The organism is Streptomyces klenkii (assembly GCF_003626645.1).
GTDB classification, from domain to species: domain Bacteria; phylum Actinomycetota; class Actinomycetes; order Streptomycetales; family Streptomycetaceae; genus Streptomyces; species Streptomyces klenkii.
Window position 1 is genome coordinate 182,047 of sequence record NZ_RBAM01000008.1, and the last position, 22,663, is coordinate 204,709.

Annotated in this window: 18 protein-coding genes; 3 read left to right on the forward strand and 15 right to left on the reverse strand. The window is 72.8% G+C overall.

What is annotated here, in order from left to right; translation table 11 throughout:
* Nucleotides 1-11 precede the first annotated feature (11 nt).
* From purU to D7231_RS20740, 4 genes are all read right to left on the reverse strand, one after another.
* On the reverse strand, nt 12-905 hold the full coding sequence (purU, locus tag D7231_RS20725; protein WP_120756973.1) for a formyltetrahydrofolate deformylase: 894 nt from the start codon (nt 903-905) through the stop codon (nt 12-14).
* Between the two features lie 59 nt (nt 906-964).
* Nucleotides 965-1,459, reverse strand: coding sequence for an SCO4402 family protein (locus tag D7231_RS20730; protein ID WP_194959660.1), 495 nt, complete (start codon nt 1,457-1,459; stop codon nt 965-967).
* Nucleotides 1,460-1,516: 57 nt separating this feature from the next.
* Nucleotides 1,517-2,482: a hypothetical protein gene (locus D7231_RS37670; protein WP_241999823.1), complete on the reverse strand. Its 966-nt coding sequence runs from the start codon at nt 2,480-2,482 to the stop codon at nt 1,517-1,519.
* A gap of 842 nt (nt 2,483-3,324) precedes the next feature.
* Entirely contained in the window at nt 3,325-4,713 is a 1,389-nt protein-coding gene (locus tag D7231_RS20740) for an NsdA family TPR-like regulatory protein (protein ID WP_120756976.1), read from the reverse strand.
* 341 nt (nt 4,714-5,054) lie between these two features.
* On the opposite strand from D7231_RS20740, the gene D7231_RS20745 reads away from it, so the two are divergent.
* Nucleotides 5,055-5,729: a bifunctional DNA primase/polymerase gene (locus D7231_RS20745; protein ID WP_120756977.1), complete on the forward strand. Its 675-nt coding sequence runs from the start codon at nt 5,055-5,057 to the stop codon at nt 5,727-5,729.
* 46 nt (nt 5,730-5,775) lie between these two features.
* Here the strand turns inward: D7231_RS20745 and D7231_RS20750 are convergent, their stop codons facing one another.
* The 3 genes from D7231_RS20750 to D7231_RS20760 form a co-directional block, all read right to left on the reverse strand.
* Nucleotides 5,776-7,209, reverse strand: a complete 1,434-nt coding sequence (locus D7231_RS20750) for an FAD-dependent monooxygenase (protein WP_120756978.1) — start codon at nt 7,207-7,209, stop codon at nt 5,776-5,778.
* Between the two features lie 125 nt (nt 7,210-7,334).
* Nucleotides 7,335-8,222, reverse strand: coding sequence for an alpha/beta fold hydrolase (locus D7231_RS20755; protein WP_120756979.1), 888 nt, complete (start codon nt 8,220-8,222; stop codon nt 7,335-7,337).
* Between the two features lie 547 nt (nt 8,223-8,769).
* Entirely contained in the window at nt 8,770-9,462 is a 693-nt protein-coding gene (locus D7231_RS20760; protein WP_030369085.1) for an iron-dependent transcriptional repressor DtxR, read from the reverse strand.
* Nucleotides 9,463-9,659: 197 nt separating this feature from the next.
* Here D7231_RS20760 and D7231_RS20765 point away from each other — a divergent pair, with 197 nt between their 5' ends.
* A complete protein-coding gene (locus tag D7231_RS20765) occupies nt 9,660-10,418 on the forward strand; it encodes an SIS domain-containing protein (protein ID WP_120756980.1) in 759 nt (252 codons plus the stop codon).
* A gap of 31 nt (nt 10,419-10,449) precedes the next feature.
* On the opposite strand, the gene D7231_RS20770 is transcribed toward D7231_RS20765, so the two are convergent.
* On the reverse strand, nt 10,450-11,865 hold the full coding sequence (locus tag D7231_RS20770; RefSeq protein WP_391475099.1) for a PAS domain-containing protein: 1,416 nt from the start codon (nt 11,863-11,865) through the stop codon (nt 10,450-10,452).
* 454 nt (nt 11,866-12,319) lie between these two features.
* On the reverse strand, nt 12,320-12,949 hold the full coding sequence (gene pdxH, locus D7231_RS20775) for a pyridoxamine 5'-phosphate oxidase (RefSeq protein WP_120757166.1): 630 nt from the start codon (nt 12,947-12,949) through the stop codon (nt 12,320-12,322).
* Nucleotides 12,950-13,411: 462 nt separating this feature from the next.
* On the opposite strand from pdxH, the gene D7231_RS20780 reads away from it, so the two are divergent.
* Entirely contained in the window at nt 13,412-14,530 is a 1,119-nt protein-coding gene (locus D7231_RS20780) for a citrate synthase 2 (protein WP_120756982.1), read from the forward strand.
* 39 nt (nt 14,531-14,569) lie between these two features.
* On the opposite strand, the gene D7231_RS20785 is transcribed toward D7231_RS20780, so the two are convergent.
* The 6 genes from D7231_RS20785 to D7231_RS20810 all read right to left on the reverse strand — a co-directional run bounded on the left by D7231_RS20785 (nt 14,570) and on the right by D7231_RS20810 (nt 22,604).
* The gene (locus tag D7231_RS20785; RefSeq protein ID WP_120756983.1) at nt 14,570-15,169 is read right to left on the reverse strand and encodes a TetR/AcrR family transcriptional regulator; all 600 of its coding nucleotides are present in this window, start codon (nt 15,167-15,169) and stop codon (nt 14,570-14,572) included.
* Nucleotides 15,157-15,885 (reverse strand): enoyl-CoA hydratase family protein, encoded by a 729-nt coding sequence (locus tag D7231_RS20790; protein ID WP_120756984.1) that lies wholly within the window; start codon nt 15,883-15,885, stop codon nt 15,157-15,159. The genes D7231_RS20785 and D7231_RS20790 overlap by 13 nt, the downstream gene beginning before the upstream one ends.
* A 15-nt stretch (nt 15,886-15,900) precedes the next feature.
* Nucleotides 15,901-17,058: an acyl-CoA dehydrogenase family protein gene (locus D7231_RS20795; protein ID WP_120756985.1), complete on the reverse strand. Its 1,158-nt coding sequence runs from the start codon at nt 17,056-17,058 to the stop codon at nt 15,901-15,903.
* On the reverse strand, nt 17,055-19,178 hold the full coding sequence (locus D7231_RS20800; protein ID WP_120757167.1) for an ATP-binding protein: 2,124 nt from the start codon (nt 19,176-19,178) through the stop codon (nt 17,055-17,057). Before D7231_RS20800 ends, D7231_RS20795 begins: the two co-directional genes overlap by 4 nt.
* An 88-nt stretch (nt 19,179-19,266) precedes the next feature.
* Complete coding sequence (locus D7231_RS20805) at nt 19,267-20,886, reverse strand: acyl-CoA carboxylase subunit beta (RefSeq protein ID WP_120756986.1); 1,620 nt, start codon at nt 20,884-20,886, stop codon at nt 19,267-19,269.
* A complete protein-coding gene (locus D7231_RS20810) occupies nt 20,883-22,604 on the reverse strand; it encodes an acyclic terpene utilization AtuA family protein (RefSeq protein WP_241999846.1) in 1,722 nt (573 codons plus the stop codon). The genes D7231_RS20805 and D7231_RS20810 overlap by 4 nt, the downstream gene beginning before the upstream one ends.
* Between the last annotated feature and the right edge of the window lie 59 nt (nt 22,605-22,663).

The window sequence follows — 22,663 nt, forward strand, 5'->3', positions numbered from 1 at the left end:
GGACCCACGACCTAGGCGAAGACGACCGTCCGCCGGCCGTTGAGGAGCACGCGGTGCTCGCTGTGCCACTTGACCGCACGCGCGAGCGCCTGGCACTCGACGTCGCGGCCGATGGCGACCAGCTGCTCCGGGGTCACCTCGTGACCGACGCGCTCGACCTCCTGCTCGATGATCGGGCCCTCGTCGAGGTCCGCGGTCACGTAGTGCGCGGTCGCACCGATCAGCTTCACGCCGCGCGCGTGCGCCTGGTGGTACGGCCTGGCGCCCTTGAAGCTCGGGAGGAAGGAGTGGTGGATGTTGATGATCTTCCCGGAGAGGACCTTGCAGAGGTCGTCCGAGAGGACCTGCATGTAGCGGGCGAGGACGACGAGCTCGACGTTCTCGGCCTGGACGAGCTCCAGGAGCTTCGCCTCCGCCTCCGCCTTGGTGTCCTTCGTGACCGGAATGTGGTGGAAGGGGACCCCGTAGGAGCCGACGAGCTCGGCGAAGTCGGTGTGGTTGGAGACCACGGCGGCGATCTCCACCGGCAGGGCGCCGATCCGCGAGCGGAAGAGCAGGTCGTTCAGGCAGTGCCCGAACTTGGACACCATCAGGACGATGCGCATCTTCTCGTCGCCCCGGTGGATCTGCCAGTCCATCTGGAAGGAGTCGCCGATGGCGGCGAAGCTGGCGCGCAGCTTCTCCAGGGTGACGGGCGCCTCCGCGCCGAAGTGGACGCGCATGAAGAAGAGCCCGGTGTCGCGGTCGCCGAACTGCTGGCTGTCCTCGATGTTGCACCCGGTCATGAAGAGGTAGCTGGACACCGCGTGGACGATGCCCTGCTTGTCGGGGCAGGAGAGGGTGAGGACGTACTGCTCGGGCTGCGCTGGGGCCCCTTCGGCGGCAGGGGGCTGGGAGGCGTTCATAGCCCAATAGCCTCGCACACCCGCAGGGCCCCCTGAACCGCGCCGCGAAGCGCCACGGCTCAGCGCACCTGCGTCAGCCGCTCCAGCACCTCCAGCGGGCGCGGCGGTGCCTCCGGCTCGTCCCCATCGTTCAGCGCGAGCCGCACGTGCGCCTCCCGGGCGGCAAGGACGGCCTCCGGCCAGCCGTGGTGCTCCAGATACGCCGAGACCGGGGCGTCCGGCCCGACCTGGTGCATGATCCGCAGGACGCGCAGCACGGCGAGGTCGACGAGCGCGGCCTCGCCCGAGTCGCGGAAGATCGTCCCGATGTATTTCTCGGCCGACCAGTTGTCCAGCCAGGTGTCCTCGACGAGCCGGTAGACGGCGTCCGTCACATCCCCGAAGCCCTCGTCGCCGGCGAGCCAGCGCTCGCGCTGGAAGACCGGGTCCGAGAGCATGTGCAGCGCCGAGCGCACCTGCGCACGCCAGCGCCACCACGGCATGTCATTGAGCGGCATGCCGTCCATGGTGGTCGAGCGGCGGCCGCGGCGGGAAGACTTCTCCGAACCCTGCATAGCAATCGATCGTACGTTCCCCCACTGACATCGGCCCCGAGACCCCGGGAGTCACCCTCAGAGCTGGGCCCACGAGTGCTGCGAAAGCCCGTACTTCTTCGCGATCGGGTTCCACAGGTCCGCGGCCGCCTTCTTGGCGGCCGTGGCGTCGCCGCTGGCACGGTCGCCCGCGGCGCTCTCACCCGAGGGGCGCGCGTGGCCCTTGACGCAGCCGTGCTTGCCGCCGACCTCGCCCGCCCACGCGGCGTAGTGGCTGTCCGCGGAGGAGGACGACTGCCACGCCTTGGTCAGCTGCGCCGACAGCTCGGCGCTGTTGGGGAGCTTGTCGATCGCGGTCTTCTGGAGCCGGGTGACGAGGCCGTCGCGCTGCTTGGCGGCGTCGCGCAGGTCGGACGCGGACTTGTCCAGGTCCTTGCAGCTACGGGTCGAGTCGACGGCCTTGATCACGGCGTCGCGGCTGTTGTTGCTGTCCTTCAGCAGGGCGTCCAGGGCCTTGGCCTGGGCGACCGCCGGATCCGCGGGGTCGGCCGACGCCGACGGCTCCTTCTTGCCGCCGTCGTCACCCTTGGGCGCGTCGCCGGGCGTCTCGGAGCTGACGGCGGCGTTCTGCGGGGTGTCCTTCTTCTCGTCTCCCCCGCCCCCACTGAGCAGCGCACCGGCGGCGAGCCCGGCGACGGCACAGCCGGCGACGACGATGCCGACGATGGCCGCGGTGGGCAGCTTCCGCCGAGGCGGCGGGGAGACAGGAGCGGGCTGCGGGGGCGCCACGTGCGGGGCCGCCACGTGCGGGGCACGCGGCGGGGGTACGTGCCCGGGCCCGGCGGCCCCGGAGGCCGCGGCGGAGGCCGCAGAGGCACGGAACAGCCCGTCGAACTCGGAGGGCGGAGGCCGCTCCCCCTGCGCGGGGGCACCGCCGAGCGGCGGCTGATAGGGGTGCGGCGGCACGGGGGCGCCGCCGACGGGCCCGCCTCCGGCGACGGGGGGAAGGTACTGAGTGGCAGCGGCGGAATCGTCACCGCTCACGGGCGGCAGATGCTGCGTGGCAGCAGCGGAAGCACCCCCAGAAACAGCCCCACCACCCACAGGCGGCAGATACTGCGTAGCAGCAGCGGAAGCATCCCCGGAGGCCGCACCCCCACCCACAGGCGGCAGGTATTGCGTGGCAGCAGCGGAAGCACCCCCAGGGGACACACCCCCACCCACAGGCGGCAAATACTGCGTAGCGGCAGCAGCGGAAGCATCACCACTGACCGGCGGCAAATACTGCGTAGCGGCAGCAGAATCGTCACTGCTGACAGGCGGCAGGTACTGCGTAGCGGCAGCAGAAGCATCACCGCTAACGGGCGGCAGATACTGCGTAGCAGGATCCGCAGAAGCTCCGGAGGCGGCGGAGGCGGAGGCGTCCCCCCGCCCGGCACCGGGCAGCGGACCGGAGGCGACCGGTGGCAGATACTGCGTGGCTTCGGAGTCGCCGGGGCTCGCGGGGCCGCCCGGCGGCATCTCGGGCGGCAGGGGCGCGCGCTGTGCGTCGGGACCCCACGGCTCGCCCCAGGGCCGGCCGGCGGCCGGCTGAGGCGCGTTGCCCTGTCCGCTCTGCGTCACCGGGACTCCTCAAGCTGTACGGCAACTTATCGATAGCGCGGCCACGCTACCGGGTCACCGCACGGCAGGGCCATGCGGCCGAGATCCGGCGGGAGGGCGGCGGGGGCGCAGGGGTGTTCCGGAATGCTGCCGGATATTTGTGGGCGAGGTTCCGGGTACGTCTGCGACTGACGGTTCCCGCCCGTAAATATCCGATTCCGGAACACCCCGGAGCCCCCGCCGCCCGGCACCGGACAACGCGCCCGAAACCCCCGACGCCGCCCCTACGCCGCCTGCACCTCCAACCGCGCCCCGAACTCCCGCACAACCGGCTCCTCCCGGTAAGGAGCCAGCCGCTGCTGGAAGTCCTCCAGGTACTCCGCCCCCCGGTTGGACCTCAGCGTCCCCAGCAGATCCAGCGCCCGGACCCCCGTCGCGCACGCCTCGTCGACGTCCCGCTGCTGGACCTGCGCCGTGGCCAGCAGCAGCATGCCGATGGCGCGCCTGCGCACCCGGCTCTCCGCGTGCCCGGCGATGGCGTCCTCCGCGTGCCGGCGGGCCTGCTCGGCCTGGCCGAGGTCGCGGTGGCAGTGCGCCAGTTCGTCCGCCAGGTAAGCCTGGTCGAAGTGCCGGATCCAAGCGGGGTCACCGGAGTCCGCGGACGGCTCACCGGCCTCCTCCAGCTTGGCCATGGCCTTGGCCGCGACGACCTGGCAGGAACGAGCGTCACCGAGCAGCGCATGCCCCCGCGCCTCCGCCGCGTAGAACATCGCTTCGGCCCGCGGCGTGACGTGCCCCCGGGCTCCTTCCTGCGCCGCCTTCGCCAACTGCGCGATCTCCCGCGGGTTTCCCAGCGAGGCGGCCAGGTGACTCATGCTGGCGGCCAGCACATACCCCCCGTACCCACGGTCCCCCGCAGCCTGGGCGAGACGCAGTGCCTGGATGTAGTACCGCTGGGCGAGCCCGGGCTGCCCGGTGTCGACGGCCATGTACCCGGCGAGTTCGGTCAACCGTGCGACGGCGGCGAACAATTCGCGCCCCACGGACTCCCGGTAGGACCCGGCGAGCAGCCCGGAGACGACGCTGTTGAGGTAGTGGACGACAACGGGCCGAACATGCCCACTGCCGTACCGGTGATCGAGCTCAACGAGCGCCTCAGTAGTAGCCCGCACGGCATCCACGTCGGAGGCCCCCACCCGCGCCCCCGCGTTCCGCGCGACCTGCGGATCGGCCCCGGTGATGAGCCAGTCGCGGCTCGGTTCGACGAGCGCGGACGAGGCGACGGACGTCCCGCTGAGGAAGTCCCGGCGCCCGACGTCGCTGCGCCACAGCTCACACACCTGCTCGATCGCGCCGAGCACGGTGGGCGAGAACTGGAGGCCGACGCCGGAGGCGAGGTTCTTGCCGTTCGCCATGCCGATCTCGTCGATGGTGACGGTGCGCCCGAGCTTGCGGCCGAGCGCCTCGGCGATGATGGCCGGGGCCCGCCCGCGCGGCTGCTGGCCGCGCAGCCAGCGGGCTACGGACGTTTTGTCGTAGCGCAGGTCGAGCCCGTGCTCGGCACCGCACATATTGACGCGCCGGGCGAGGCCGGCGTTGGAGCAGGCGGCTTCCTGAATGAGCGCCTGCAGCCGTTCGTTCGGCTGCCGCGCCACGAGTGGCCGTGCGGCCATGCTGTACCCCCTGGGACTGCTAAGCGTTCGCGGCGCGGTCCGCCGCGGAATGCGGAGAAGCTGTGACAGCTGACACTGACTGCTGCGCTGACTGCGTCTTCCCCTGTGATCTTTGCCCCCTGAATGTCCGGAGAATGCGGACTTAACGGTAATGACAGCAAAGGCGGCAATGGCCAGACAATGACTGTCTCGCCCCGTCGCCGGACAGGTGGCTACCCAGCCTCGGCGGTCAACCCGCGTCTGCGCCCCCGTACATGCATCCGTGCGCCCCACGTGCATGCCCTGGCACCGCCCACAAGCGTGAGCCTGAGCCGTAACCCCTCGTGACAGGGGGAGTTGTGATGGGCGTGGAAGAGACCATCGCAGTAGGAGCCCCGCACCTCCCCCAACAGCGCAGCGAGCAACTGCTGGACGCCGCTGTCAGGTACGCGGAGGAGCGGCACTGGGACGTATTCGGCGGCACGTGGCTGAAGGTGGAGGAGGGGCGGGAGTACTGCTCGTGCGGTGATCTCGGCTGCCCCTCCCCCGGTGCGCACCCGGACCGCCCGGACTGGGCCACGCAGGCCACCGGCAGCGCGGTCGCCATCCGCCGCATGTGGGAGCAGCAGCCCGCCGCTTCGGTCCTGCTTCCGACGGGCCGCACGTTCGACGCGCTGGACGTCCCGGAGACGGCGGGCTGCCTGGCGCTGGCCCGGATGGAGCGGATGAACGTCCAGCTGGGGCCGATCACGTGCACCCCGTTCCGCCGGATGCTGTTCTTCGTGCTGCCCGGCGGGGCGCTGAAGGTGGGGGACGCCGCCCGGAAGCTGGGCTGGCACCCGACGTCGCTGGATCTGATCGCGCGCGGCGAGGGCGACTACGTGGTCGCGCCGCCCACCCGCGTGGGGACGCGCGGTTCGGTGCAGTGGGCGCGCCAGCCCACGGTCGCCAACCGCTGGCTGCCGGACGCGGACGAGCTGGTGAGCGCGCTCGCCTACGCGTGCGGACGGGATGCGGCGGACGCCCGCCGCAGGTGACGTGCGCTGCGGCGGGCGCCGTAGGGGCCCGGGTCGGCCGGGGAGGTCAGCCGAGCTCGCGCGCCTCGGCCACGTACCCGTCGGGCCGTACGAGAAGGGCCGTGCGACGGGCGTCGGCGCGGGTGACCGTGGTGACGCCCGTCTCCTGCCGGGGCGGTGCGCCCGCCTCGCGCGGCAGCACGCGCACGTGTGTCCCGGCGCGCAGCGCCTCGTACAGGCGAGTGGGCTCGCCCGCGCGCTCCGCGAGCGGCAGGTCGGGCGCGCGGCGCCCGGTGAGCGGGTGGGATCCGGGCGGGGCGGGATAGCTGATGCCGATGCCGGAGACCACGAGGGCGCCGCGGTTCGCGGCGAACGGGAGGGACACGGCGGCCAGGGCGGCGGTGTCGCGCAGGCGGCGGGTGACGGGCGAGGTGAGCAGGACGCCCCGCACGATGGCGCCGCTCACGCGCAGCACCAGCTTGCCGACGGGGTGGCGCTCGTCGTGGTAGCTGTCGAGCAGGGACTCGGGCGCCGTGCCCTTGAGGACGGCGGCGAGCTTCCAGGAGAGGTTGGCGGCGTCCTGGAGGCCCGTGTTCATGCCGAGGCCTCCGGCGGGCGAGTGGACGTGGGCGGCGTCGCCGGCGAGGAAGACGCGGCCCTCGCGGTAGCGCGGCACCTGCCGCTCGTCGCTGTGGAAGCGCGAGGTCCAGCGCGGGTCGTGCATGCCGAAGTCGGTGCCGAAGGCGGCCCGGGTGACGGCCTTGAGCTCCTCGAAGTCGACGGGGGCGGTGGACGGCAGGTCCGAGCCGTGCACCCAGGCGATGGCGCGGTAGTAGCCGTCGCCGAAGGGCACGAGGAAGGCGAAGCCTTCCTTGACGCCCCGGAAGGCCGGCAGCCCCGGGGGCGCGGTGTCGAGGCGCACGTCGGCGAGCATGACGGACCGGAGCACGGACTTCCCGGGGAAGGGCAGGCCGAGCGCCTTGCGGACGGCGCTGCGCACACCGTCGGCGCCGACGGCGTAGGCGGCGCGCAGGGTCTCGGCCGCGCCGTCGGCGGTGCGGATCTCGACGTCGACGCCGTCCGCGTCCTGGCGCAGCCCGGTGACCTCCGCCCCGCGCCGCAGCACGGCCCCGGCCTTCAGGGCCCGCTCCTCCAGCACCCGCTCCGTCTCGTACTGCGGCGTGAGCAGGACGCCGGGGAAGCGGGTGGGCAGCCGGGTCATGTCGATGCCCCCGCGGCCGAAGAAGCGCACGCCCGGGGTGAAGGACCCGGTGGCGATCAGGGCCTCGGCGATGCCGCGGGCGTCGAAGGTCTCCAGCGTGCGCGCGTGCACGGCGAACGCCCGGGTGAGGTTCGACTCCTGTGCCCGTTTCTCCACCAGCGTCACCCGCACGCCGGCGGCGGCGAGATCCCCTGCGAGCAGCAGCCCGGTGGGACCGGCGCCGACGACGAGGACGCCGGCAGGGGCGGGGGCGGCCTGGGGAGGGAGCGAGGACGACATGACGGCACCTCGGATGACTCGTGGCTCGTGGCTCATGACTCGTGCGGGCATCTGGCCTTACTGCCAGTGCACACCCGCACCCGAGATATGTCAACGCTTGTTGAATTAATGTGCAGCGCCCCCGCCTACGCCGGCAGGACCGACTCCAGGAACGACTCCACGGCGCGGCGCCAGCCCTCGGGCTGCTCGTAGTGGACGAGGTGGCCCGCGTCGGAGATCTCGGCGTACGCGCCGCGGGGCAGGACGCGGACCATCTCCTGGGCCTCGGCGCGGCCGAGCTCGCTGTCGGGGCCGCGGACGACGAGGGCCGGGCACTCGACGAGGGCGAGCTCCTCCCAGTGCGCGTCGTGGGCGTAGGTCTCGCGGGCCTGGAGCATCTGGCGGCGGGAGAAGGCCGGGCGCCAGCCGTCGGCGCGCTCGGCCATGATCTCGGCGTAGTAGTCGCCGCGGGCGGGCCGGGGGCGCTCCAGGGTGGGGTCGCCCTCGGCGAACCACTTGCGGACGTCCGCGAGCGTGGCGAAGGGGACCGGCCAGGAGCGGAACCACTCGCCCCACTCGCGCTGGGTGGCGGCGCCCAGCGCGGACGCCCGCATGTCGCAGATGACCAGGGCGCGGACCAGGTCGGGGCGGCGGGCGGCGAGCTGCCAGGCGGTGAGCGCGCCCATGGCGTGGCCGATCAGGACGGCGGGGGCGAGCTCCAGGGACTCGATCGCGGCCACGGCATCGGCGATGTAGGCGTCGCGGGTGTACGGGCCCTCCGCCGGGCGCTCGCTGCGGCCGTGGCCCCGCTGGTCGAGGGCGACCGCGCGGTGCCTGCCGGACAGCCAGCGGGCGGTCTCCGCCCAGTGCGCGGCGCGGCCCATCAGGCCGTGGAGCATCAGGACCGCGCCGGGGCCGCTCCTCGCGGCCTCCCCGGCTCCCCCCGCCCCGCAGGGGTGCTTGGGCGGATCGGCGAACTCCCAGGCCGCGAGCCGTACCCCGCCGCTCCCACTCACGTCGATGCGCCGAACCATGAGCCCTGGCACCTCCTACTCTTCCCCGAGCAGCTCCACGATCACGATATCGAACTCAGATTCGAATACAGGCTCAACGCGCACAACACCCCTCGTTCGAGTGACCTCAGGGAAGGGTTGACCGGCGGCACCCAGGGGATTAATCGACCTGGGCGCGGACTGCTCGGGGAAGAAGGTCCGCGGGGCGGACCCTGGGAGCTCGGGGCTCCGGGTCGCCACGGGGGTAAATGGGGAGGCAGGGCCCCGGCTGCCCGGAAGGGCGCCGGGGCCCTCGTCACGCCCCGCCGGCCTCATCGCAGCCCCCCTCCCCGAGACAGCGGCGTGCCGCGCATATGCGCGCCAGCGACAGCGTGGCACGGCCGGAGCGGCTCCGTGCCCGTTCCGCGGACTCCAGCCAGATTCAAGGGAGTTGGCGCAGCAAGACGCCCCGCGGCGGGCTGCGCGGGGCAGCCCGGGCCGGCGGGGCGCAAGTGAGACGCGAGGCGGCGGCTCAGCGCTCGGCGACGAAGCCTCGGCTCTTGACGGCGAAAGCCTTGACGACGAAAGCTCAGCGCTTGGCGACGAAGACGTGCGCCGCGATGTCCGGCTCCAGCTCCGTGGCCTCGCCGCTGCTGCCGACGATCACGCCGCCGGCCGAATCCGTCACGCTGACCACCGCGCCGGGCTGCACGCCCGCGCGCCGCAGCGAATACATCAGCTGGGCGTCCGTCTGGATGGGCTCACCGATCCGGCGTACGACCACGGTCTTGCCGTCGGACCCGGCGTCCAGGTCCATCAGGCTGACCATGTCCTCATTGAGCAGCGGGTCCGGCTCGGCCTTCTCGCCCAGCTCCTCCAGGCCCGGGATGGGATTGCCGTACGGCGACTCGGTGGGGTGGCGCAGGAGCTCCAGCACGCGGCGCTCCACGGCCTCGCTCATCACGTGCTCCCAGCGGCAGGCCTCGGCGTGGACCTGCTCCCACTCCAGGCCGATCACGTCGACCAGCAGGCACTCGGCGAGGCGGTGCTTGCGCATGACGCGCGTGGCCAGCCGGCGGCCCTCCTCCGTGAGCTCCAGGTGCCGGTCGCCCGCGACGGACACCAGGCCGTCGCGCTCCATGCGTGCCACGGTCTGGCTGACCGTCGGGCCGCTCTGGTCGAGCCGCTCGGCGATCCGGGCACGCATGGGGACCACACCCTCCTCCTCCAGCTCGAGAATGGTGCGGAGATACATCTCCGTGGTGTCGATCAGTCCGGACATGCGTGCCCCTCGATAAGTCGTGCGCGTGGCCCCTGGACCCAATTCTGACGCATGGCACCGACAACGGTGGCGGGTACGGCCCCGGCCCGCCCGCCGTATTGACAGGTCCGTGGTCCAGACCGCAACGTGATCCGCGCCACGAGCGTACGCCCAGACCGTACGCGCCACCGGATCTCGATCTAAGGAGCCCCGCAGCGATGAGCGAGAACAAGCTGGCCGGGCAGTTCTTCGACGCCGCGATCGGGCTGCTCCAGCGGGTGCGCGACGAGGAGGCGGAGCACATCACGGCCGCGGCGGCCCTGCTCGCCGACACCGTGGCCGACGGCGGCCGGCTCTTCGTCTTCGGCGCGGGCCACTCCGCGCTCCCCGCCCAGGACGTCGTCTACCGCGCGGGCGGCCTCGCCCTGATCAACCTCCTCGCCGTCCCCGGAGTCGTCGGCCTCGACGTCATGCCGGCCACCCTCGGCAGCGCCCTGGAGCGCGTCGACGGCCTGGCCGGCGCGGTCCTCGACACCAGCCCCGTCCAGGCCGGCGACGTCCTGGTCGTCATCTCCCTCTCCGGCCGCAACTCCCTGCCCGTCGAAATGGCCATGAACGCCCGCGCGCTGGGCGTCCGCGTCATCGGCGTCACCTCCCTCGCCTACGCCGAGCACACCAAGTCCCGCCACGCCTCCGGCACCTTCCTCAAGGACCACTGCGACCTCGTCATCGACAGCAAGGTCGACATCGGCGACGCGGAGCTCACGGCGGACAACATCGCGGCCCCCTTCGGCCCCGCGTCGACGGTCGTCACCAGCGCCCTGATGCAGGCGGTCGTCGCCGCCGCCGCGGGCGAACTCGCCGCCCGCGGCATCGACCCGCCGATGCTGCGCTCGGGGAACGTCGACGGCGGACACGACTGGAACGGGCGGCTGCTGGAGGAGTACGGGGACCGGATCTTCTTCCGTCACCGGTAACACTCCGCAGGACGGGGGGCGGCCCGCAGCCCTACGGCGTCGGGCCCGCCAAGTCGATCGACGCCGCCACCCGGCACGCGATGTCTTCCGCGTACGTCGCGTCCGAGCGGTCGAAGGGGCGGCGGGACGGGCCGCGGAGGAAGGTGACCGTGCCCAGCGTGCGGCCGCGGCTGCGCAGGGCCGTGGCGAGGGCGTGGACCGTGCCCTCGGGCCACTTGCGGACGGTGGCCCACGTCTCGGTGCAGTCGGAGGCCGCGCGGACCGAGCCGCAGCGCTCGACGGCCTGCACGGCGGGATGCCCCTCCGGGTACGGCACGGGGAGGCCGCCGCGGCCCGTCGCCGGGCAGGGGCCCGGCGTGCCGGCGGGCGTGGTGGTGGCTCTGATCAGCCGGACCGGGGAATCGGGGTTCGCCTGCGGCTCGGGGAGCAGGTCGATCAGGGCGTGGTCGGCGAAGCCGGCGAGGGCGAAGTCCAGGTAGAGGGAGGCCGCTTCCATGGGGTCCTCGCACTCGGCGACGGCCCGCCCGGCCCGGTGCAGCTGGCTGGCGCGGAAGCGCAGCCGGGCGCTGTCCTGCTCGGTGAGGCGGGCTGCGGTGACGTCCAGGAACAGCCAGGCCACGCCCAGCGGCACCGGCTCCTCGGCGAGCGGCGAGGCCAGCCGCACGAAGCCGCTGCGCCAGCAGCGCCGCTCGGGCGGGGCGCCGCCCTGGTCGCGGAGGGTCACCCACAGGTCGGTGGGGGCGGGCGGGGCGCCGGCCGCGAGGACGTGCTGGAGGGCGCCCTCGACCTCCTCCACGCCCTGCTCCAGCAGCTCGCCGAGCGGGCGGCCGAGGAGCGCGGTGCGGCCCGTGCGCAGGGCCCGCGCCGCGTGGGCGTTGGCGAGGGCGGGCCGCAGGTCGGCGTCGACGAGCACGACGCCCCACGACGCGTCCCCGAAGAGGGCCTCGCTGAGCGCGATGGAGCGCTCCAGGTCGATCTGGGTGTGCACCTCGCTGAACGCGCAGTACACCCCGGCGGGCCGCTCGCCCGCGCCCGGCACCGCCGACAGCTGGGTGCGGACCAGCACCCGCCCGCCGTCCTTGGTGAGCAGCGCGAATTCGTGGACGTGCCGCCCGGGGGACGCCATCGCCTCGGCCAGCCGGGCCGCGACCTCGGCGGCGTCCGCGGCCCGCACCGCCCAGCCGGCCAGGCCCTGCCGGCCGACGGCCTCCGCAGCGGTCCAGCCCAGTATCCGTTCGGCCTCGCGGTTCCAGTGGGTGACCGTGCCGTCGGCGTCGAAGGCGCACAGCGCGGTGTCCATGCCGTCGAGGAGCGCAGCGAGCAGGCCGGAGTCGTCGCTGTCGGAGGCTCGCTCGGAAGCGCGTTCGGCGGCGCCGCCCGCGGCTTCCCCGGCACCGGGTGCCGGGATCGCCGGGCGGGCAGGCCCTGACTTGTGTGGTGCGGTCACGAGGTACCCCCAGCTGGACGCGTCTGCATGTCCTGCACGACGGGTCATTCAACTCGACCGTGACGGGCACCACACCGCCTTCGGGGAAATCGTTGCCCACCGGAAATTCGGTTGTCGCTCACCGGCGTGCTTCCTAGGGTGGTGCGCACACGAGAAGGGAGGTGGTTCGGGACATGATTTCAGTCCGGACGCGTGAGGTGACTGCGGGCTAGCGCCCGTCGTCGCGCCAAGCGCAACGCCGGAGCCTCCCGGACTGCAGCCGGGGGATGCGCCGGCCAATCCCGAGCAGTCACCCGATCCGTGGGCCGCCGAGTCGTCCGCTCGGCACCGCGGCGCCCCAGGGCGCGGCGGTAACCGGCCCACGGATCGTCTGCTTTATCGCTTTATCGCTTTACGGGCGTCACGATCCATACGGGTCTTACGAGCCTTACGAGCCTTACGGGCCGTACAGGCCTTACGGGCTGAGCCGCTCCACCCGCCAGCCCTCGCCGTCACCCTCGCTCACATACCGCAGCCGGTCGTGCAGCCTGTTCTCGCGCCCCTGCCAGAACTCCACGCTCTCCGCGGTCACGCGATAGCCGCCCCAGCCCGTCGGCACGGGCACCGGCTCCCCTTCCGGATAACGGGCGAGCAGCCGCTCGTACGCGGCGTCGATCTCCTCGCGCGAGGCCACGACGGCCGACTGGGCGCTCGCCCACGCGCCCAGCTGCGAGCCGCGCGGCCGCGAGTGGAAGTAGACGGCCGTCTCCGCCGGGTCCACGCGCTCGGCCGTGCCGGCGACGATGACCTGACGGCCGATCGGGTGCCAGGGGAAGAGCAGCGAGACGTACGGGTTGCGCGCGAGGTCGGCGGCCTTGCGGGAGCCGTAGTTGGTGTAGAAGACGAATCCGCGGTGGTCGTAACCCTTGAGCAGCACGGTCCGCGAGCTGGGCCGGCCGTCGGGATCGGCCGTGGAGACGACCATGGCGTTGGGCTCCCGCAGCCCCGCGGCGAACACCTCGGCGAACCAGATCGCGAACTGCTCGTACGGATCGGGGGCGAGCTCCGCTTCCGAGAGGCCCTCGGAGCGGTACTGCTCGCGCATGGCTGCGGCGTCCAGCGCACCGCCGTGGAACTCGGGGGCGGGGAACTCGTCGGCATGGGTCACGGGCCCATCCTGTCAGCAGGGGCTTCACCCGGCAGCAGATGAGCTTGCCCCCGGCCGGCCCTCCGTAATCCTCCCGCGCGCAAAACCCCCACTGTGCCGGACATCACCTTTCGCCGCATGTGGCGAACCCCCCAAAATCGCAGGGCGGGAAGCTGTGGTACCCGCACATCACCGGCTATCGTTTCCGGCCGGAATCCGGAACGAGCCCGCCCGTCAGGGGTCCGGGCGCGGAACCGGGTGAAGACCCGTCGCACGGGGCATGACCCGGTTGACCGATGAGGGACCCGCAAGGCCGTACGCAGCGACGCACGGACCGCGGACCGCACCAGGGACAGGCAGCAGCCGCGCCCGACCGGGCCTCGCGCCCCAGCTGTCGCACACGTCACGAGGAGCCGCCTGATGTCCGACTTCGTACCCGGACTCGAAGGAGTCGTCGCGTTCGAGACGGAGATCGCCGAACCCGACAAGGAAGGCGGCGCTCTGCGCTACCGAGGCGTCGACATCGAGGACCTGGTCGGCCAGGTGTCCTTCGGCAACGTCTGGGGCCTGCTGGTCGACGGCTCGTTCAACCCCGGCCTGCCGCCCGCCGAGCCGTTCCCGATCCCCGTCCACTCGGGTGACATCCGCGTCGACGTCCAGTCCGCGCTCGCGATGCTGGCCCCCGTGTGGGGCCTCAAGCCCCTCCTCGACATCGACGAGGCCACCGCCCGCGACAACCTCGCCCGCGCCGCCGTCATGGCCCTCTCCTACGTCGCCCAGTCGGCGCGCGGGCAGGGCCTGCCGATGGTGCCGCAGCGCGAGATCGACAAGGCGGAGACCGTCGTCGAGCGCTTCATGAAGCGCTGGCGCGGCGAGCCCGACCCCAAGCACGTCAAGGCCGTCGACGCCTACTGGACGTCCGCCGCCGAGCACGGCATGAACGCCTCCACGTTCACGGCCCGCGTCATCGCCTCCACCGGCGCGGACGTGGCCGCGGCGCTGTCCGGCGCGGTCGGCGCCATGTCCGGCCCGCTGCACGGCGGCGCGCCGTCCCGCGTCCTCGGCATGATCGAGGAGATCGAGCGCACGGGCGACGCCGTGGCGTACGTCAAGCGCGCCCTGGACAACGGCGAGCGCCTCATGGGCTTCGGCCACCGCGTCTACCGCGCCGAGGACCCGCGCGCCCGCGTCCTGCGCCGCACGGCCCGGGAGCTGGCCGCGCCGCGCTACGAGGTCGCCGAGGCCCTGGAGAAGGCGGCCCTGGAGGAGCTCCACAACCGCCGCCCGGACCGTGTCCTCGCCACGAACGTCGAGTTCTGGGCGGCCATCGTGCTGGACTTCGCCGAGGTCCCGGCGCACATGTTCACGTCGATGTTCACCTGCGCCCGCACGGCGGGCTGGAGCGCGCACATCCTGGAGCAGAAGCGCACGGGCCGCCTGGTCCGCCCGTCCGCGCGCTACGTGGGCCCGGGTACGCGCGACCCGCGCGAGATCGAGGGCTTCGCGGACATCACGGGGAAGACGGCGTCGGCGGCCTGACCGCGGGGGCGGTTGCGCGGACGGCGCAACCGCCCGCCCTCACAGCAGGTTGCTGAGGACCGCCGTCCAGTGCCGGACCACCCGCTCACGGCGGGCGGTGTCGTCCGTCAGGAGGTGGGCGAGGCCCAGGCCCCGGCACATGTCGAGGAAGCCCTGGACGGTTTCGCGGACGCCGGGGCGGCGTTCGTCGGCGCCGAGGAGCTCCACGGCCATGCGGTGGACCTCGCGGCCGACGCGCGCCTCCAGTTCGGTGACCGGGGTGCGCAGCGCGTCGTCGTCGGAGGCGGCGACCCACAGGTGCAGGGCGGCGCGGAACAGCGGTCCCGTGCACAGGTCCACGAGCTGGCCGACGGCCATGTGCGTACGGGCCGGGCCGGTGATCAGCTGCACCTGGGGCAGCAGGCCCCGTACGGCCGCGGACCGCTGTTCGGCGACGTACTCGACGGCGGCGGTGAAGAGCTCCTCGCGGGTGCGGAAGTGGTGCTGGGCGGCCCCGCGCGAGACGCCGGCGCGCTCGGCGACGACGGAAACCGTCGACCCGCCCCAGCCGCGCTCGGCGAGGCAGGCGACCGCCGCCTCCAGGAGCCGCTGCCGCGTGGCGCGGCTGCGGTCCTGCTTGGGGAGGCTCAGCGGGCCCATACCGGCTCCCTGCGCTCCAGAAAGGCGGTCATGCCCTCGCGGGCCTCGGGAGAGGTGAAGAGGCGGGCGGACAGGGCGGTGAGCGCCTCCGCGTCACGCTCGAAGGCGCGCCGCACATCAGCCGTGGCCAGGGCCTTCGACTCGGCGAGCCCCTGCGGCGAGCCGCGCCGCAGCCCGTCCACGATGGCCCCCAGCGCGTCCTCCCCCGCGGTGACGAGCCCGATCCGTACGGCTTCGGCCGCCCCGAACCGCTCGCCGGTCAGGTAGTAGCGGGCGACCGCACGGGCGTCGAGGCGCGGCAGCAGCGGCAGGGATATCACCGCGGGCGCGAGCCCGATCCGGGCCTCGGTGAAGGCGAACGTGGCGCCCTCCCCCGCCACGGAGATGTCACAGGCGCCCAGCAGCCCCAGGCCGCCGGCGCGCGCGTGACCGTTCACCCAGGCGACCACCGGCTTCGGCAGCTCGACGACGGTGCGCATAAGCCGTACGAGGGCCTGCGGCCCGTCGGCGCCCGCCTCGGTCAAGTCGGCGCCGGAGCAGAAGGTGTTGCCGGTATGGGCCAGCAGCACGGCGCGCACCCCCGCGTCCTCCCCGGCCTCCACCAGCCCTTCCACCAGCTCGGAGACCAACCGTGCCGACAGGGCGTTGCGATTGTGCGGGGAGTCCAGGGTCAGGGTGGTGATGCCGTGCTCGGAGGAGCGGCGGACGAACGTCACAGGAAGCCACCTTTCTCAGTACGACTTGGGGAGGCCCAGCGTCGTGTGCGACACGTAGTTGAGGATCATCTCCCGGCTGACCGGGGCGATCCGCGTCACGCGCACCGCGGTGAGCAGGGAGGCCAGCCCGTACTCACTCGCGAGGCCGTTGCCGCCGAGGGTGTGCACGGCTTGGTCGACGGTGCGGACGGCGGCGTCGGCGGCGGCGTACTTGGCCATGTTGGCCGCTTCTCCCGCCCCCATGTCGTCGCCCGCATCGTAGAGATGAGCCGCCTTGAGCATCATCAGCCGGGCGAGCTCGATCTCGATGTGGGACTGGGCCAGGGGGTGCGCGACGGCCTGGTGGGCGCCGATGGGCTCGCGCCAGACGGTGCGGGTACGGGCGTAGTCGACAGCGCGGGCGAGGGCGTAGCGGGCCATGCCGAGGGCGAAGGCGGCGGTCATGATGCGCTCGGGGTTGAGACCGGCGAAGAGCTGGAGGAGCCCGGCGTCTTCGTCGCCGACGAGGGCGTCGCCGGCCAGCCGCACATTCTCAAAGACAAGCTCGAACTGCTTCTCAGGGGCGGCGAGTTCCATGGGAATGGGACTCTTCAGAAAACCAGGCGCCTCCCTCTCCACGATGAACAAACAGGGCTTGAGCTTCCCGGTGGCCCTGTCCTCCGTCCGCCCCACGATCAACGTCGCGTCCGCGACGTCGACCCCCGAGATGAAGACCTTGCGGCCGTTGAGCACCCACCCGTCGCCCTCGCGCCGGGCAGTGGTCGTAATGCGGTGGGAATTGGAGCCGGCTTCGGGCTCGGTGATGCCGAAGGCCATCCGGAGCGTTCCGGCAGCCAGTCCCGGCAGCCACCGCTGTTTCTGTGCGTCGGTGCCGAAGCGGGCGATCACGGTGCCGCAGATGGCGGGTGAGACGACCATCATCAGCAGGGGGCAGCCCGCGGCGCCGAGCTCTTCCAGGACGATGGCGAGCTCGGTCATGCCGCGGCCGCCGCCCCCGTACTCCTCGGGGAGGTTCACGCCCAGATAGCCGAGCTTGCCGGCTTCGGCCCAGAGCTCGTCGGGGTGCCGGCCGTCGCGGACGGCTTCGGTGACGTAGGCGCGCCCGTAGCGCTTGCCGAGCGCGGCGACGGCGGTGCGCAGGTCGCGGTGTTCCTGGGATTCGATGAGGCTCATGGCGTCGGCTCCTCGGTGACGACGGCGAGCAGGGACCCGACCTCGACCCGGTGGCCGGGGACGGCGTGCAGGGCGGTGAGCGTGCCGGTGGCCGGCGAGACGACGCGGTGCTCCATCTTCATGGCCTCCAGCCACAGCAGGGCCTGTCCGGCCTTGACCGGGCAACCCTCGGCAACCCCGTCCGCGAGGCGGACGACGGTGCCGGGCATGGGGGCCAGGAGGGAGCCGGGTGCGGCGGGCGCGGCCGTGGGGTCGGGGAAGCGGGGCAGGGGGATGAAGGCGTACGAGCCGGACGGAGCATCCACATGAATGCGGTCGTCATAGGCGGACACGTCGTACCGGACACGAAGCCCACCCACCTCCAGCACCACGTGATCGCGGGACGCCTCCAGAAGGCGGACCCCGCCTTCGACCTCCAGGCCGTGCCGGGTGAGGCGGTACCGCACGGTGTACGCCTCGCCGTCCGGTACGGAGCGGTAGCGCTTCTCCTGCGGCTGAGAGGGAAGGTTGCGCCAGCCGCCGAAACGCGAGCGCCCCTGGGCGTCCGCAATCGCGGCGGCGAGGGCCGCGATTGCGGAGCTCTCACGGCGCGGCGCAGTCAACTCAGCCAAGTAACTGCCATAAAAGGCTGTATTCATGCGCCCAGCGGCGAACTCCTCATGCCGAAGCGACCGTACGAGGAGATCGCAGTTGGTCACCGGCCCGTGAATGCGGGCACGCTCCAGCGTGCGGGCCAGCAGGCGGATGGCCTCCGGCCGGGTGGGGGCCCAGGCGATCACCTTTGCGAGGAGGGGGTCGTAGTGAGAGGTGACGGTGTCACCAGGCCCGAACCCCGTATCCACACGGACGTATCCCGCGCCTTCGGCGCGGGTTTCCGCCCACCCGCCCGCCCGTTGAGGGAGCACGTGCTGACGTGCGTGGTGAGCGGCGGTCGGCCGGCTGATGCGCGAGGTGACGGGGGCGCAGGGGTGGGGGTCCGGGGCGCTGACGTGTATTTGCGGGCCCGATGCGGGAGGGGGCGCCGCATACGTCAGGGGTTCGGGCCCGTAAATATACGGCCCCGGACCCCCGCCCCGGAGCCCCCGGCACCGCACCCCCACCGACAGCTCCCGCACCACCCCCACCTGCGGCCGCCATCCCGCCCCCGGATCCTCCGCGTACAGCCGGGCCTCCACGGCGTGGCCGGACGCCATGGGCGGCCCCGCGCCCAGCGCCGCCCCCTCCGCCACCCGGATCTGGAGCGCAACGAGATCCAGCCCGTACACCGCCTCCGTCACCGGATGCTCCACCTGGAGCCTCGTGTTCACCTCCAGGAAGAAGGGCCGCCCCTCCGGCGTCACAAGGAACTCCACCGTCCCCGCCCCCACGTACCCGATCGCCCGCGCCGCGGCCACCGCGGCCCGGGTCAGCTCCTCCGCAAGCTCCGGGCCGAGGCCGGGCGCGGGCGCCTCCTCGATCACCTTCTGGTGCCGCCGCTGCAACGAGCAGTCCCGCGTCCCGAGCGCCCACACCGTGCCGTGCGCATCGGCGAGGATCTGCACCTCCACGTGCCGCCCGCCCTCCACGTACGGCTCGACGAAGACCTCGTCGTCCCCGAAGGCGGCCATGGCCTCGGCCCGCGCGGAGGCGACCTCGGCGTCGAGCAGGGCGAGGTCACGGACGACCCGCATCCCCCGCCCCCCACCCCCCGCGGCGGCCTTCACGAGAAGCGGCGGCTCCCCCGCCACCAGCACCGGAACCCCCGCCTCCGACATGATCCGCTTGGCGCGCGTCTTCGAGGCCATGGCCTCGATCACCGCGGGCGGCGGCCCGATCCACACCAGCCCCGCCTCGCCGACGGCCCGCGCGAACGCCGCGCTCTCGGAGAGGAACCCGTACCCCGGGTGGACGGCGTCCGCGCCCGCGGCGAGCGCGGCCCGCACCACGGCGTCCCCGCGCAAGTACGTGTCCGCGGCGGCCGCACCGGGCAGCCGCACGGCAACATCCGCTTGCCGTACGTGCAGCGCGCCGGCATCGGCATCCGAATAGACGGCCGCAGAAGCGATCCCCAGCTCCCGGCACGTACGGAACACGCGGCAAGCAATCTCACCCCGGTTGGCGACAAGCACCGACCCGATCATCAACCCACCCCCGAAGACCGTCACACCCGAACGACCGTCACACCCAGAAGCCCGTAACTCTCAGAAGCCCGTCGCACCGAGAAGCCCGTCACATCCGGAAAACACCGAACCCACCCCGCACACCCTCAACCGGCGCGGAGTGAATGGCGGAAAGACACATCCCCAGCACCGTCCGCGTGTCGCGCGGATCGATGACACCGTCGTCGTAGAGCCGCCCGGAGAGGAACATGGCGAGCGATTCCGCCTCGATCTGCCGCTCGACCATCTCCCGCAGCGCCGCGTCGGCTTCGTCGTCGTACGGACGCCCCCGCGCCACCGCGGACTGCCGGGCCACGATCGACAGCACCCCGGCAAGCTGCTGCGGCCCCATGACGGCGGACTTCGCGCTCGGCCAGGCGAACAGGAACCGCGGATCGAAGGCGCGCCCGCACATGCCGTAGTGCCCGGCGCCGTAGGACGCGCCCATGAACACCGACAGGTGCGGAACACGGGAGTTCGCCACCGCATTGATCATCATCGCGCCGTGCTTGATGATGCCGCCCTGCTCGTACTCCCGCCCGACCATGTATCCGGTCGTGTTGTGCAGGAAAACAAGGGGCACGTCACGCTGATTGGCGAGCTGGATGAACTGCGCGGCCTTCTGCGACTCCTCGCTGAAGAGAACGCCTTGCGCATTGGCGAGGATGCCCACGGGGTACCCGTGAAGACGGGCCCACCCGACGACCAGACTCCTGCCGTACCGGGCCTTGACCTCGTCGAAATCGGAGCCGTCGACAACGCGCGCAATGACCTCGCGAGGATCGAAGGGCACCTTGAGATCCCCGGGCACGACACCGAGCAACTCGTCCTCGTCGTACAAGGGCGGCGAAACGAACCCCGCGGGATCGAGATCAGGATCGGGATCAGGGGTGGCCTTACGCCAGTTGAGCCGCCCGACGACCCGCCGGGCGAGCCGCAGCGCATCGAGCTCATCAACGGCGAAGTGGTCCGCCAGGCCGGAAACGCCCGCGTGCATCTCCGCCCCGCCCAGCGACTCGTCGTCGCTCTCCTCCCCCGTGGCCATCTTGACCAGCGGCGGCCCACCGAGGAAGACCTTCGCCTGCTCCTTCACCATGATCACGTGGTCGGACATGCCGGGTACGTACGCGCCGCCGGCCGTCGAATTGCCGAACACGACGGCCACCGTCGGCACGCCGGCGGCCGACAGCCGGGTCAGGTCCCGGAACAGCCCGCCGCCCGGGATGAAGATCTCTTTCTGGCTGGGCAGGTCGGCGCCGCCTGACTCCACGAGCGAGATGACCGGCAGCCGGTTGGCGAACGCGATCTCGTTCGCCCGCAGGGCCTTCTTCAACGTCCAGGGGTTGCTGGCGCCGCCCCGCACGGTGGGGTCGTTCGCGGTGATGACGCACTCGACGCCCTCCACCACACCCACGCCCGTGACGATCGACGCGCCCACCGTGTAGTCGCTGCCCCAGCCCGCGAGGGGTGACAGCTCAAGGAACGGCGTGTCGGGGTCGAGGAGGAGTTCCACGCGCTCGCGGGCGAGCAGTTTGCCGCGCGCGCGGTGCCGGGTGACGTACTTATCCCCACCCCCCGCGAGCGCCCGGGCGTGCTCCGCGCCGACCGCGTCGAGCCGCTCCAGCATCGCGGCGCGGGCGGCGGCGTAGTCGGGGCCCGCCACGTCGAGGGAAGACGACAGCACTGTCACAGCAGCACCTCCGGTATGTCCACGTGGCGGGAGCGAAGCCACTCCCCCAGCGCCTTGGCCTGCGGGTCGAAGCGGGCCTGGGAGGCGACGCCGGCGCCGAGCAGCCCGTCGACGGTGAAGTTGAGGGCGCGCAGCCCGGGGTAGGCATGCCGCTCGACGGGCAGCCTGGCGACTTCGGGCAGGAGCTGGCGGAAGCGGGAGCCGGTGAGCTCGTGGGCGAGCCACCGCCACGCCTCGTCCGACCGGACCCACACGCCCACGTTCGCCGAGCCGCCCTTGTCGCCGCTGCGGGCTCCCGCGACGAGCCCGAGGGGGGCACGGCGAACGGGCCCGGGCGGCAGCGGCACGGGCAGCGCGGGAGCCTCGACGGGGACACAGGCCGACGCCGGACCCGAGGCCGACCCCGAGACCGATCCCGAGACCGGCCCCGACCCCGATCCGGATCCCGAGGCCGGATCTGCGGCGGCGGCCAAGGGAGCCGGAGGCACCCGCAGCCGCGTCCCGTCCGGCAGCACGGCCATGTGCCGGACGGCGTACGCGTCGACGGCCGCGGCCTCGAACACGCCGTACGGGGAGCCGGGGCCGGGCGGCGCGGTGACGTGGAAGCCGGGGTAGCCGGCCAGGGCCAGCTCGACGGCGGCCCCGCTGACGGCGCGGCCGACGGCCTCCGGGTCGGGGTCGCGCACGGTCAGGCGGAGGAACGCGCTGGCCTCCTCCTGCACGTCCGCGTCGGCGTGATCCGTACGGGCCAGGGTCCACCGGACCTCGGCCGGCCGGCGCTTCGCGAGGGCGTCCTCCATCTGTGCCCGTACGAGGCGGGCCTTGGCCTCGATGTCGAGGCCCGTGAGCACGAACACGACCTCGTTGCGCCAGCCGCCCACGCGCGTGAGCCCCACCTTGAGCGTGGAGGGCGGGGCCTCCCCGCGGACGCCGCTGATCCGTACGCGGTCGGGTCCGTCGTCGGTGAGCCGGACGGTGTCGAGCCGGGCGGTCACGTCGGGCCCCAGGTAGCGCGGGCCGCCCGTCTCGTAGAGGAGCTGGGCCGTGACCGTGCCGACAGTGACGGCGCCGCCCGTGCCGGGGTGCTTGGTGATGACGGCCGAGCCGTCGGGGTGGATCTCGGCGATCGGGAAGCCGGGCCGGCGCACGTCGTGCTCGGTGAAGTGCTCCGTGAAGAAGGAGTAGTTGCCGCCGGTCGCCTGCGCGCCGCACTCCAGGACGTGCCCGGCGACGACGGCGCCGGCGAGCCGGTCCAGGTCCTCGGCGAGCCAGCCGAAGTGCGCGGCGGCGGGGCCGGTGACGAGGGCGGCGTCGGTGACGCGGCCGGTGACGACGATGTCCGCGCCCGCGCGCAGGCAGGCGGCGATGCCGGCGCCGCCGAGGTAGGCGTTGGCCGTGAGGACGTCCCGGCCCCAGTCGCGGCCGGGCTCGTGCAGCAGGTCGTCGCCCTCGACGTGGGCGACGCGGACGTCGGCGCCGACGCGGCGGGCGAGGCCGCGGATCGCCTCCGCGAGGCCGCCGGGGTTGAGGCCGCCCGCATTGGTGACGATCTTCACGCCGCGGTCGGCGGCGAGGCCGAGGCCCTCCTCCAGCTGGCCGAGGAACGTCTTCGCGTAGCCGCGGGAGGGGTCCTTGAGGCGGTCGCGGCCGAGGATGAGCAGGGTGAGCTCGGCGAGGTAGTCACCGGTGAGGACGTCGAGGGGGCCGCCGGTCAGCATCTCGCGGAGGGCGTCGAAGCGGTCGCCGTAGAAGCCGGAGGCGTTGCCGATCCGCAAGG

What these genes read in the sequence shown, in the direction of transcription:
- D7231_RS20750 (WP_120756978.1), bottom strand. Translation starts at nt 7,209, where the DNA reads ATGTCGTCCTCGCTCCCTCCCCAGGCCGCCCCCGCCCCTGCCGGCGTC.
- D7231_RS20785 (WP_120756983.1), bottom strand. Translation starts at nt 15,169, where the DNA reads ATGGGCCCGCTGAGCCTCCCCAAGCAGGACCGCAGCCGCGCCACGCGG.
- D7231_RS20800 (WP_120757167.1), bottom strand. Translation starts at nt 19,178, where the DNA reads ATGATCGGGTCGGTGCTTGTCGCCAACCGGGGTGAGATTGCTTGCCGC.
- pdxH (WP_120757166.1), bottom strand. Translation starts at nt 12,949, where the DNA reads ATGCGCGAGCAGTACCGCTCCGAGGGCCTCTCGGAAGCGGAGCTCGCC.
- D7231_RS20730 (WP_194959660.1), bottom strand. Translation starts at nt 1,459, where the DNA reads ATGCAGGGTTCGGAGAAGTCTTCCCGCCGCGGCCGCCGCTCGACCACC.
- D7231_RS20810 (WP_241999846.1), bottom strand. Translation starts at nt 22,604, where the DNA reads ATGCTGACCGGCGGCCCCCTCGACGTCCTCACCGGTGACTACCTCGCC.
- purU (WP_120756973.1), bottom strand. Translation starts at nt 905, where the DNA reads ATGAACGCCTCCCAGCCCCCTGCCGCCGAAGGGGCCCCAGCGCAGCCC.
- D7231_RS20740 (WP_120756976.1), bottom strand. Translation starts at nt 4,713, where the DNA reads ATGGCCGCACGGCCACTCGTGGCGCGGCAGCCGAACGAACGGCTGCAG.
- D7231_RS20745 (WP_120756977.1), top strand. Translation starts at nt 5,055, where the DNA reads ATGGGCGTGGAAGAGACCATCGCAGTAGGAGCCCCGCACCTCCCCCAA.
- D7231_RS20755 (WP_120756979.1), bottom strand. Translation starts at nt 8,222, where the DNA reads ATGGTTCGGCGCATCGACGTGAGTGGGAGCGGCGGGGTACGGCTCGCG.
- D7231_RS20760 (WP_030369085.1), bottom strand. Translation starts at nt 9,462, where the DNA reads ATGTCCGGACTGATCGACACCACGGAGATGTATCTCCGCACCATTCTC.
- D7231_RS20765 (WP_120756980.1), top strand. Translation starts at nt 9,660, where the DNA reads ATGAGCGAGAACAAGCTGGCCGGGCAGTTCTTCGACGCCGCGATCGGG.
- D7231_RS20780 (WP_120756982.1), top strand. Translation starts at nt 13,412, where the DNA reads ATGTCCGACTTCGTACCCGGACTCGAAGGAGTCGTCGCGTTCGAGACG.
- D7231_RS20795 (WP_120756985.1), bottom strand. Translation starts at nt 17,058, where the DNA reads ATGAGCCTCATCGAATCCCAGGAACACCGCGACCTGCGCACCGCCGTC.